The 11,071-nt window shown below is 39.3% G+C and carries 9 protein-coding genes, 5 tRNA genes and 1 pseudogene; 13 read left to right on the top strand and 2 right to left on the bottom strand.

Features of this window, described 5'->3' with window-relative positions:
• The first annotated feature begins 46 nt into the window (after positions 1 to 46).
• The 7 genes and pseudogenes from AC3CH7_RS13785 (at position 47) to AC3CH7_RS13755 (ending at position 2,112) form a co-directional block, all read left to right on the top strand.
• Positions 47 to 120, top strand: a tRNA-Gly gene (locus AC3CH7_RS13785).
• A 1-nt stretch (position 121) separates the two neighbouring features.
• Positions 122 to 198, top strand: a tRNA-Ile gene (locus AC3CH7_RS13780).
• 4 nt (positions 199 to 202) lie between these two features.
• Positions 203 to 279 (top strand) — tRNA-Asn (locus AC3CH7_RS13775).
• Positions 280 to 287: 8 nt separating this feature from the next.
• Positions 288 to 378 (top strand) — tRNA-Ser (locus AC3CH7_RS13770).
• Between the two features lie 2 nt (positions 379 to 380).
• Positions 381 to 452, top strand: a tRNA-Glu gene (locus AC3CH7_RS13765).
• A 53-nt stretch (positions 453 to 505) separates the two neighbouring features.
• Positions 506 to 774: pseudogene (locus AC3CH7_RS13760) on the top strand (iron siderophore-binding protein); the annotation flags it as partial.
• Between the two features lie 129 nt (positions 775 to 903).
• Positions 904 to 2,112: a diaminopropionate ammonia-lyase gene (locus tag AC3CH7_RS13755; RefSeq protein ID WP_488381787.1), complete on the top strand. Its 1,209-nt coding sequence runs from the start codon at positions 904 to 906 to the stop codon at positions 2,110 to 2,112.
• Positions 2,113 to 2,176: 64 nt separating this feature from the next.
• Here the strand turns inward: AC3CH7_RS13755 and AC3CH7_RS13750 are convergent, their stop codons facing one another.
• Entirely contained in the window at positions 2,177 to 3,490 is a 1,314-nt protein-coding gene (locus AC3CH7_RS13750; protein WP_012295772.1) for a trypsin-like peptidase domain-containing protein, read from the bottom strand.
• A gap of 179 nt (positions 3,491 to 3,669) precedes the next feature.
• On the opposite strand from AC3CH7_RS13750, the gene AC3CH7_RS13745 reads away from it, so the two are divergent.
• From AC3CH7_RS13745 to AC3CH7_RS13735, 3 genes are all read left to right on the top strand, one after another.
• Positions 3,670 to 4,431 (top strand): MerR family transcriptional regulator, encoded by a 762-nt coding sequence (locus AC3CH7_RS13745; RefSeq protein ID WP_099805795.1) that lies wholly within the window; start codon positions 3,670 to 3,672, stop codon positions 4,429 to 4,431.
• 85 nt (positions 4,432 to 4,516) lie between these two features.
• Positions 4,517 to 4,969: a TraR/DksA C4-type zinc finger protein gene (locus AC3CH7_RS13740; protein WP_012295770.1), complete on the top strand. Its 453-nt coding sequence runs from the start codon at positions 4,517 to 4,519 to the stop codon at positions 4,967 to 4,969.
• A 45-nt stretch (positions 4,970 to 5,014) separates the two neighbouring features.
• The gene (locus AC3CH7_RS13735) at positions 5,015 to 5,944 is read left to right on the top strand and encodes a dipeptidase (protein WP_031416461.1); all 930 of its coding nucleotides are present in this window, start codon (positions 5,015 to 5,017) and stop codon (positions 5,942 to 5,944) included.
• A gap of 14 nt (positions 5,945 to 5,958) precedes the next feature.
• On the opposite strand, the gene AC3CH7_RS13730 is transcribed toward AC3CH7_RS13735, so the two are convergent.
• Positions 5,959 to 6,876: a 1,4-dihydroxy-2-naphthoate polyprenyltransferase gene (locus tag AC3CH7_RS13730; protein ID WP_012295768.1), complete on the bottom strand. Its 918-nt coding sequence runs from the start codon at positions 6,874 to 6,876 to the stop codon at positions 5,959 to 5,961.
• Positions 6,877 to 7,124: 248 nt separating this feature from the next.
• Between AC3CH7_RS13730 and AC3CH7_RS13725 the strand changes: the two genes are divergently transcribed.
• From AC3CH7_RS13725 to menH, 3 genes are read left to right on the top strand one after another with little or no spacing between them, the layout of a single operon-like run.
• Positions 7,125 to 8,510 carry an isochorismate synthase gene (locus tag AC3CH7_RS13725; protein WP_031416459.1) on the top strand — a complete coding sequence of 462 codons (1,386 nt, stop codon included), beginning with the start codon at positions 7,125 to 7,127 and terminating at the stop codon, positions 8,508 to 8,510.
• Positions 8,503 to 10,218, top strand: a complete 1,716-nt coding sequence (gene menD, locus AC3CH7_RS13720; protein WP_012295764.1) for a 2-succinyl-5-enolpyruvyl-6-hydroxy-3-cyclohexene-1-carboxylic-acid synthase — start codon at positions 8,503 to 8,505, stop codon at positions 10,216 to 10,218. Before AC3CH7_RS13725 ends, menD begins: the two co-directional genes overlap by 8 nt.
• Positions 10,215 to 11,024, top strand: a complete 810-nt coding sequence (gene menH, locus AC3CH7_RS13715) for a 2-succinyl-6-hydroxy-2,4-cyclohexadiene-1-carboxylate synthase (RefSeq protein WP_036217544.1) — start codon at positions 10,215 to 10,217, stop codon at positions 11,022 to 11,024. Before menD ends, menH begins: the two co-directional genes overlap by 4 nt.
• Positions 11,025 to 11,071: the final 47 nt, after the last annotated feature.

The raw sequence follows: 11,071 nt of genomic DNA, 5'->3' as shown, positions 1-11,071 counted from the left end.
AGCTCTAAGTGTCGGCGGTTCGATTCCGTCCTGACCCACCATTTATGCGGGTGTAGTTTAATGGTAAAACCTCAGCCTTCCAAGCTGATGTCGTGGGTTCGATTCCCATCACCCGCTCCAAGGGCCTATAGCTCAGCTGGTTAGAGCGCACGCCTGATAAGCGTGAGGTCGATGGTTCGAGTCCATTTAGGCCCACCAATATTCCGAAGTAGCTCAGTTGGTAGTAGCACCTGACTGTTAATCAGGTTGTCGCAGGTTCGAGTCCTGCCTTCGGAGCCATTTTTTATGGGGAAGTACTCAAGAGGCTGAAGAGGCGCCCCTGCTAAGGGTGTAGGTCGGGTAACCGGCGCGAGGGTTCAAATCCCTCCTTCTCCGCCATCGGCCCGTTGGTCAAGTGGTTAAGACACCGCCCTTTCACGGCGGTAACACGGGTTCGAATCCCGTACGGGTCATACTAAGTGCAGTAGATGAATTTACATCTACTGCACTTTTTTTATGAACTGAAAAGCTAGAAAACTTAGCAGTAGAGGTAGGGAAAGAAGTAATCCCCCAAATGGATGGGAATGTTATTTTCTTCTTCACATACATGCCAATAGGTGATGATTCAGCATTAGCAACTGAACAAGAGTGGACAGAGATCCTCTTTGGAAAAACCTTTCTGCTGTACAAAAAGGCAATGCACATAAAGTAGATGATGTCATTTGGAGTACAGCTGGAGGAATTTTAGCTGCTGCTATTATGCTAGATCAAGTAGAAGAAATCTTTGCGAAATAATTAATGGATAAGCTATACATTCATGGAAATAAGGTGAGTGTATAGTTTTTTTATTTCCTACGTTAGATAGTAAGAGCATTTTGTATTTTTTAGAGAGATAGACTAAGATGTGGAGAGAGGGGGAGAGATATGAGAGAAAAATTAAAATGGATTCCTAATCAACATGATGTAGGCCAAGATAATGACGGACAAATAACAGCCTTACTTTCGAATTTTACACTTGAACAAGTAAAGAAAGTTAGTCAATTCCAACGTACATATGAGAAGTTTGAAAAGACACCACTCCATCATTTAGCATCATTAGCTTCTTATTTAGATGTAGAAAAAATCTGGATAAAAGATGAATCGTTTCGATTTGGTTTGAATGCCTTTAAAGTACTAGGAGGCGTTTATGCTATCGCACAATATGTTGCCAATCTGCTCAATAAAGATATTGAAGATCTTTCATTTGAACAATTAAAGTCATCCAAAATAAAAGATCAGTTGGGAGAGTTAACCTTTATTTCAACAACAGATGGGAACCATGGTCGTGGGGTAGCTTGGGCAGCTCGAGAGCTAGGTTTTCAAGCACGAATCTATATGCCTGCTGGTAGCGCCAAGGAACGATTACAAAACATTATAAATGAGGGAGCCCATGCTGAAATTACGGCAATGAATTATGATGATACGGTTCGTTATACTTCACACCTTGCTAAAGAACATGGTTGGGTTTTAATTCAGGATACAATGTGGGATGGCTATGAGGAAATCCCATTATGGATTATGCAGGGCTATACAATTCTAATACAAGAGGTTGTTGAAGAGATAGAACAAGCTCCAACCCATGTGTTTTTACAAGCCGGAGTAGGGTCTTTTGCAGCAGCAGTCGTTGCCTTTTTAAGACAATACTATGAGCATGAAATTACTATTGTTTTAGTAGAGCCACATGTAGCTAATTGTTATTATGAAAGCTTTAAAGCAGGAACCAATGAATTTATAACTGTTGGTGGCGACATGCAAACGATAATGGCAGGGCTTGCGTGCGGCGAACCGAATCCTCAGGCATGGCAACTGTTAAATGCCTATACGAAAGTAAGCATTAGTTGCGGGGAAGAAGTAGCAGCAACAGGAATGCGTATCCTTGGTAATCCATTGAACACAGATACACGCATTGTAGCAGGAGAATCGGGAGCAGCTCCATTTGGTTGTTTTTATGAAATCATGACAAATAATCGTTATAGACAATTAAAAGATACGTTACAGTTAAATAGCGCTTCGAGAGTATTATTAATTAATACAGAGGGTGACACGGATAAAGAAAATTATCGACAAATAGTGTGGCATGGAAAATATCAATAGTAATTTAGACGAAAGCCATCGAGAAGTTCACTCTCGATGGCTTTCATTGTAAAAAAAGATGATATTAGTGAATTTTAATAGTGGCAATTTTATAAGCACCGTATTCATCTGTGATCACAGTATACGTCTTATACCGATCGTAAAATTGATAATTACCTTGGGCATCATAGAAATCAAAGGTTTCATTCATATCCACATAGTATTGGCCGTTCGAATATTGTACATCAAGTACTTCATTGTTTGTAAAATAGAAGTAGTTGCCTTGATACGCAATCTCATTAATATATTTTTCTAGTTCTTTATAAGCAGAACTACTAGGCGCAAGCATATCGGCAATCCAATAAAAATCCCCCTCATTAAGAGCCATTTCATAGTATAGGCGGAATGCTTGTACGAATTGACCTGCTAACAAATTGTCCGTTTCATTAGTAATATCTGATTTACTAACAGGTTGTTGATTATTTTCGTATAGATTAGCAACAGAAAGAACCTCATTTGCAGAAAGAGGCTGAGCAATCCAACCATCAAATTGATCTACCATACTGTAAAGAGGGATAGAGAAGGCGAAGTGTGTACTTGTTTCGGTTGTGTAAAGTAGTGAGTTAATGCCAATTACATTTCCTGTATTAACATCCACCAATGGCCCCCCACTACTACCTTTATCAATTTGAGCATCGACCTGATATATTTGTTTGTATATAAAATTTTCAAGTTTCATATCACGTTTATTACCTGTTATATAGCCAATGGAAGCTGAATTTTCAAAGCCTTGTGGACTTCCGAAAGCAATGACCTCTAAGCCAATAGGTGATTCTGTTGTTTCAATTCCTAATGGGGGTTTGTCTTGATAGTTAGGAACATGTATTAAAGCTATATCATAACGATTAGATATACCGACTACAGTACCAGGTGATTCTTGACCCACAGAGTTACGAACCATTACTTCGACTGCACCTTGCACAACATGCGCATTAGTAATAACATACCCTCCTTTTTTATAGAGGAAGCCTGAACCTTGCGCATTGTTCGTTAGGATGGTGAATACCTTTTGCTGAATTTCCTTTATAAGAGTAACGCGATCAACCTGCTGTGCATGAGCCTCTTGCTTTTTCGTCAGTTCCTCAGAGGAAACTTGTTGTATCTGTGTCTCTAAATTCTGATTGCCGTTTATTTCTGAGTAAGTGGCTGAATTTTTATTTGAGAAAAAGTCCCAGTACGCATAGCCTAGCCCACCAATTGCAATGAAACAGACGGACAATACAATAATGGCCCATGCTGGGACACCTTGTTTTGATGATGAATTAGTCAATTTAGTACCACAACCTGAGCAAAATTTACTGTCATTTAGATTTTCATGCTGACAATTCGGACATTTCATCCTATTACCCTCCTGTGAAATATTTACTATTTTTATCGGTTAAAAATTATAGATTTATAGGTAGTTATGGAATTGTATGAATGGAGAGGATGATTTTAGGGAGGGGGAAATAATTTTAATTTGCCTATTGACCTTAACGTTGCGTCAAAGTTTACAGTAGCATTAATGGAGGTGAAAACATGGAATATACAATTCAAGAGCTTGCCCAATTGTCTGGGGTAAGTACGAGAAGTCTGCGCTATTACGATGAAATTGGACTACTGAAGCCAGCAAGAACCAATGAGGCAGGTTATCGATTTTACGGTCAAGCGGAAGTTGATCTGCTACAGCAGATTTTATTTTACCGAGCGTTGGATATGAAGCTAGCAACTATTCAGGATATTATTCAAGCTCCTCATTTTCAACATTTCAAGGCGCTAAAGTCACATAGAGCTGCTCTGCTTAAACGAAAAGAACAGCTTGAGACGATCTTACAGACGGTAGAAAAAACGATACTATCAATTGAGGGGGAAAAACCTATGTCAAATGAAGAAAAATTTAATGGATTTAAAGAAAAGTTAGTTGAGGATAACGAAAATAAGTATGGTCAAGAAATCCGTGCCAAATATGGAGACAAAACCGTAGATGCTTCGAATGCTAAGCTTATGAATATGACAGAGGAACAGTTTCAGGCAATGCAGCAATTGGAGCAGCAAATGTTTGAGCGTTTAACAGAAGCAATAGGGGTGGGAGACGCAACAAATGAAGTTGCGATGGAAGTTGCGGAGCTCCATAAACGATGGCTGAGCTTTACATGGAAAGAATATTCTAAAGAGGCACATGTAGGACTCGCTCAAATGTATATTGCGGATGAACGGTTCACCGCTTATTACGACGAGCGTAGTGTAGTGGGAGCTGCGCAGTATTTACATGATGCAATCGTAGCGTATACGAATAAATAAAAATATAAATAAATAAACCTTCCTTATGCTGATGTTTTAGAAATAATAAATTAGGAAAAAATGAAAGCATAAGGAGGAGATTTTTTTGGATCAACAAGTTATGAAAAAATTAAAAAGGCAATTAGAGCAAGAATTACAAGAAATCGAAAAGCGAATAGATGAATCAGAGCGTCCCCAAGCGACAGAGCTATCTAATTATGATAATCATCCTGCTGATAATGCCAGTGATTTAACGGATCAGCTCACAGAAATGGCTATTGACGAGCATCGTGGTGACAATGCAGAGGAAATAAAAGAAGCTCTTCAAGCAATGGTAGACGGAACATATGGCAAATGTGCTGTCTGTGGTAAAGAGATTCCAATTGGACGTTTAGAGGCTATGCCGCAGGCTTTGACATGTGTCGAACATGCGGAAAAGAAAGAGGATAATTTACGACCAGTGGAAGAGGATGTGCTCTCTTCAACACCAAGATCGGATGATTTTATTGAGCTTGAAGAATTTGGCTCTTCTGATACACCACAGGACAAAAGTCAGTAAGTATTTTCCTTACCAAAGCAGTATAATAGCTGTAGAGGTGAGAAGATGAACATTATTGATTTACATTGTGATGCACTGTTGAAATTAACAACGCTTGAAGCGGCAAGTTTTGCAGAGGATGTACGTATGCATGTCAATCATAAAAGACTGCAATTAGGGCAAATAAAAGCACAGGTATTCGCCATCTTTATTGACCCTGAAATCCCGCAAAATCAGCAATTTCTTGAAGTCATACGTCAAATGGAAGCATTTCATACTCATGTTTTACAAACAGAGGGCATGGTGCATATTACAGATTGGGCACAGTTAGAGCTATTAGCTCCCCATGAAATAGGAGCTATCTTAAGCTTAGAAGGCTGTGGTGCTATTGGCGAAGATTTAACAAAGCTAACTGCTGTACTTGATGCAGGCGTCAAATTAGTAGGTTTAACGTGGAATGAAGAAAATGCTGTTGCCCATGGAGCTGAGCAAGAGGCAAGTCTTGGATTGAAGCCATTTGGTAAAGAAGTCATTCAAGTATTAAATGACCGTGATATAATAATTGACGTCTCCCATCTAAACGAACAAAGTTTTTGGGATGTGTTGCCATTAGCGAAGCATATTATTGCTAGTCATAGTAATGCACGAGCATTATGTGATCATCCTCGTAATTTAACAGATGCACAAGCGAAGGCTCTTGTAAAACATGGAGGGCATATCCATGTTGTTTATTTTCCACTCTTTATTAGTGAACAAGATGCAACGCTGGAACAATTGGTTGATCATGTGGAGCATTTAGCCCACTTAGTAGGTGTGGAGCATATAGGGTTAGGATCAGATTTTGATGGCATAGGTGTGACCGTAAAAGGATTAGCTCATGCGGGAGAGGCTCAAAATTTATTAGAGGCATTACGAACTCGCTTTTCAGCAGAAGAAGTACAAGGAATCGCTAGTCAGAATTTCAAACGCTATGTAAAAAAAGCAGCAACCCGTTAAGGCTGCCGCACTTTTTAAAAGAAATAATCAATTAATAAACCAATTCCTAATAGGAAGCCGAAGATTGTATTCGTTTGCGCTGTATATTTCATCGCAGGCATCACTTCTTTGGCTTCTTTTTTATCTCTGAATATTTGAATGGCACGTAATGGTTTAGGAATACTTAAGAAAATAATCAAAGCCCAAAAAGTAATGCCATCAATTGCAACAAGGGCGATTACCCATAGGTAGGATACAATAAAAAATCCTGATAGCACGGAGATTGCATTATCACGTCCTACTAAAATAGCCAGTGTTTTGCGTCCACCTTCTGTATCGCCAACAATATCACGAATATTATTGGATAGCATAATAGCACCAACTAAAATCATACTTGGAACGGAAAGTAAAACGGCATCAAGTGTTACTGTAAGCGTTTGAATATAGAAAGCAATCAAAACGATTCCCATTCCCATTACTGCCCCAGAAACTATTTCGCCAAAAGGTGAATAGGCTATTGGGTATGGACCACCTGTATATAAGAAACCAATTAGCATACAAACTAGTCCAACAGCAGCTAGCCACCAAGATGTTGAGGCACATATGTAAATGCCAAGTAGCATGGCAATAGCATAGAAGCTTAGCGCAATCATCATGATCGTTTTTGGTTGTACACCATGACGGACAATCGTACCGCCAATTCCGACAGAATGCTCGTTATCTAATCCTAATTTGTAATCATAATATTCATTGAACATATTCGTTGCTGCTTGAATAAGCATACTTGCAATGAGCATAGCAAAAAATAGTCCAAAATCAATTGTTTCTTTTTCAATTGCTAGTGCAATTGCTGTTCCTAGGAATACTGGAACAAATGAAGCGGTTAAAGTATGTGGACGTGTTAAATGCCACCAAACTTTAATACCCCTATCAGCTTCAATGACTTTGGTCATAAGGTCTTTCTCTCCTTCAAATGTTGTCGACTCTTCTTATTTTAAACGAAGATTGAGAAAATGGGTAGGTTCACAGCTTATTACATACTGTAAAATGAAAAAAAGTGATACAATAGAACATGCATTTATGAACTGAAAATAAAAATAGGGTGAATAGCAACAGTACGAATGACACGGTTGCCAGCCCCAAAAATGATGTAATTTCGCCATCATTGATTATGTACATTGCAACAACGGAGGTAATTTTCATGCAACAGAAGTGGTACCAAGCCACAGAAGTAGAAGTGGACTCTTTGGGCCAAAGCCTTCATTTTTATATGGAAACAATGGAAGTGAGTCACCTGTCTGCATTAGCGTTTTATACAGCAGGTGAAGAGTGCTATAAAGGTGAACGATTTTATTGGCAAAATAGAGAAAAAACAATGACTTTAGTTGGGCTAGGACATGCCCATACCATTCAAAATAATAAAAAAAATGAACGTTTTGATGCTGTAGAAGCTGAATGGAAAAATTTAACGAAAAATTGTCTGAAAGGACAACGTGAGCTCCAACCTATTTTGTTCGGGGGCTTTACATTTGATCCACAGAATAATGTTGCTGGGGAATGGACGGGTTTTCCAGAGGCTTATTTTGCATTAGCAACATTTCAGCTTGTTATACGGGATGAAAAGGCATATGTGAGTATTCATCTTCTGACACAGGATCAGGATGGTGAGGCTCAGTTTGAGGCATTAAGAAAAGAGCGAGATTATTTAGTTCATGCAGCACAGGTTAAAGAAGTGAAAACGTATTCAAAGCCTGAAATATCAAGCTACTTTGAGCCTTATAAAGAGCCTTATTTAGCTTCTATAGACCAAGTGACAGCTTTAATTAAGCAAAAGAAAGCGGATAAGGTTGTTATTGCACGATCACTTGCACTGCAATTTAAAGAGCAAGTAACTGCTCCACAAGTGTTATCACAAATTATCCATGAACAACCAGAAAGTTATTTGTTCGGCTTAGAGCATGAACATCTTTTGTTCTTCGGAGCATCGCCTGAGCGTCTTGTAAAAGTGGAGGATGGTCGAGCCTTTTCTTCATGTGTTGCCGGTTCAATTAAGCGAGGAAAAACAGCAGAAGAAGATGAAGCTTATGGACAAAGCTTGTTACACGATCCAAAAAACGGAGGAGAACACCAATATGTTGTCGATATGATAGCAGACACATTCCGAAAAAATTGTGTGGATATAAACCTTCCTGAAAGTCCTCGTCTATTAAAAATACGAGATATTCAGCATTTATATACACCTATTGAAGGACAACTAAATAAGGATGCTACAATATTACAACTCACTAAAACTTTACATCCCACCCCAGCATTAGGTGGTGTACCACGTATGGAAGCGTTGGCAGCTATACGTAAGTATGAACCGATGAATCGAGGCTTGTATGCTGCGCCAATCGGCTGGTTGGATGCAGAGGGAAACGGTGAATTTGCAGTCGCGATACGGTCAGCGGCATTGCTTCACGATAAAGCTTATTTATATGCTGGTGGTGGTATTGTAGCGGATTCAGAGCCACAATCTGAATATGATGAAACATTAGTGAAATTCCGTCCAATGCTTCGTGCGCTAGGGGGACAATTACATGAGTGAACGAAAAAATTTAACAGATTATGTATATAAAATGGTTGCGTCATTAGTACAAGTAGGAGTAGAAAATGTTGTTGTTAGCCCAGGCTCGCGTTCAACACCTCTTGCCTACGCCGTCGCTTCTACAAAACAAATAAAAATGTATCGTCAAGTAGATGAGCGCTCAGCTGCTTTCTTTGCTTTAGGGCTTGCGAAAGCTACTGCTAAGCCTGTTGTCCTCTTATGTACGTCTGGTACAGCGGCAGCAAACTACTTTCCAGCAATTGTTGAGGCTAGCTATGCCCGTGTACCACTGATTATCATTACGGCTGATCGACCACATGAATTACGTGAGGTAGGCGCACCACAGACCATTAATCAGCCTCATCTATATGGTTCACATGTGAAATGGAGTGTTGATTTTCCATTAGCAGATGGTGCTGCTCCCACATTGCCTTTTATCGAACGTCATATAGCGCGGGCAGTGGCAATTGCAACAAGTGCACCTTTTGGGCCAGTGCATTTGAATGTTCCATTCCGAGAGCCTTTATTAATTGATTTACAGGATGAATTGCCAACCATGACATTTAAACATAGCAGTATGGGACAATTAATCCCTACAACCTCTGCTATGCAGGAACTTTCCTCTATTTTAAATTCGACTAGAAAAGGCTTTATGATTGTTGGAGAATTAGCTCTTGGTACGGATCTAGCATTTCTCTGGGAATTTGTGCGTCAGTTGAAATGGCCAGTCATAGTGGAAAGCTTGTCAAATATGCGTGCAGCTGTACCAGAGGATTGCTTACCATATCTCGTGACTACCTATGATGCCATTATGAAGAGTGAGGATTTTAAGGCACTTGTTCAGCCAGATACAGTTTTACGAATAGGGGCACAGCCCGTTTCAAAATTCATTATGCAATTTATTACAAAAACACAGCCTAGTGCTTATGTAATTATTGATGAAGATCCTATGTTTAGAGATGCTACGGGCGTATCTACACATTTTATTCATGCAAATATCGATCAATGGTTAACACATCTAACCCTTACTAACACAGCATTTGAGGAATCATACTTAGCCGAATGGCAAAAAGCTAATCAGTTGGCTTCTACCTATATTGAACAGTATTCGGAAATAGAAAAAGATGAGGGAGCGATGGTCAGTCGTTTACTGAAAATGATTCCTGATGGTAGCGATATATTCGTTAGCAGTAGTATGCCAGTGCGTGATATTGATACATTTTTATTAGCAACACCAAAGGATATCCGTTTCTTTGCGAATCGCGGAACGAATGGGATTGATGGCGTAGTATCAACAGCATTAGGCTTCAGTCAAGGAAATGACCGAGAAACTTATTTATTGATTGGTGATTTAGCTTTTCTACATGATGTAAATGGGCTGATTGCTACTAGATACCAAGAATGTAACTTAACTATTCTTGTAATGAATAATGATGGTGGAGGAATTTTTTCTTATTTACCACAATCAACAGTAGAAGCTCATTATGAGGATCTGTTTGGCACACCGACTGCACTTGAATTCCAAGATATTGCCCATATGTATAATATGGATTATGTACGTGTAGATACAATAGCTGAATTATCAGGGAAGTTTTCATCAGTCAAAAAACGTCCTTTACGCTTAGTTGAAATATTTACAGATAGAGCGGAAAACGTTCAGGCTCATCGAGAGCTATGGAATCGTATTAACGCGGAGCTAAAAGCATGACGAGCTTAGTAATCCGAGGACTTGAAACCAATGTGGATATATGGAATGAAAACGGTATCCATACATTAGTTGCTTTGCATGGATTTACAGGGAGTACGGCTACATGGCACAATCTAGCACAAGCACTACCGAATGTCCGGGTTATTGCCATAGATTTAATTGGGCATGGGCAAACAGCTACTCCAGAGCAAATTAAGCGTTTTTCAATGGAGGAACAATTACAGGACTTAGAGGAACTGTTTTGTCAGCTCCATATTGAGAAATTTACATTGCTGGGCTATTCAATGGGGGGAAGAATTGCATTATCTTATGCCATTACGTTTCCAAATCGGATTCAAAAGCTCATTTTAGAAAGTGCTTCTCCTGGTTTACGAACAGTAGAGGAACGACGTGAACGTAGGGAGCGAGATGACATATTGGCACAAAAAATCATCACCAATGGATTAGTCTCTTTTGTGAATGCATGGGAGAATATACCGCTTTTTGCATCACAGCGTCATCTTTCTGACACTGTGCAAAAGGCCATTCGGGCTGAAAGACTTTCACAAAAGGAAGAAGGTTTATCAGGAAGCTTAAAAGGTATCGGAACAGGAACCCAACCTTCCAATTGGCATCTCATGGACCAGCTTGAAATACCTGTGCTACTAATTACAGGTTCATTAGATGAGAAATTTTGTAAAATTGCACTAGAAATGAAAGCGCTATTAAAAACTGTTAGGCATATGACAGTAATTGATGCTGGACATGCAATTCATGTGGAAAATCCCGCTGAGTTTGCTACAATAGTAGAGGAGTATATAACGTAATATTATTTTTACGTTAGCGCCTCGATAATAACGAGACGAATTTACAA

This window comes from Lysinibacillus sp. F12 (assembly GCF_057773605.1).
This window is presented reverse-complemented; position numbering and strand designations above follow the sequence as displayed.

What these genes read in the sequence shown, in the direction of transcription:
- AC3CH7_RS13755 (WP_488381787.1), top strand. Translation starts at nt 904, where the DNA reads ATGAGAGAAAAATTAAAATGGATTCCTAATCAACATGATGTAGGCCAA.
- AC3CH7_RS13750 (WP_012295772.1), bottom strand. Translation starts at nt 3,490, where the DNA reads ATGAAATGTCCGAATTGTCAGCATGAAAATCTAAATGACAGTAAATTT.
- AC3CH7_RS13745 (WP_099805795.1), top strand. Translation starts at nt 3,670, where the DNA reads ATGGAATATACAATTCAAGAGCTTGCCCAATTGTCTGGGGTAAGTACG.
- AC3CH7_RS13735 (WP_031416461.1), top strand. Translation starts at nt 5,015, where the DNA reads ATGAACATTATTGATTTACATTGTGATGCACTGTTGAAATTAACAACG.
- AC3CH7_RS13730 (WP_012295768.1), bottom strand. Translation starts at nt 6,876, where the DNA reads ATGACCAAAGTCATTGAAGCTGATAGGGGTATTAAAGTTTGGTGGCAT.
- AC3CH7_RS13725 (WP_031416459.1), top strand. Translation starts at nt 7,125, where the DNA reads ATGCAACAGAAGTGGTACCAAGCCACAGAAGTAGAAGTGGACTCTTTG.
- menD (WP_012295764.1), top strand. Translation starts at nt 8,503, where the DNA reads ATGAGTGAACGAAAAAATTTAACAGATTATGTATATAAAATGGTTGCG.
- menH (WP_036217544.1), top strand. Translation starts at nt 10,215, where the DNA reads ATGACGAGCTTAGTAATCCGAGGACTTGAAACCAATGTGGATATATGG.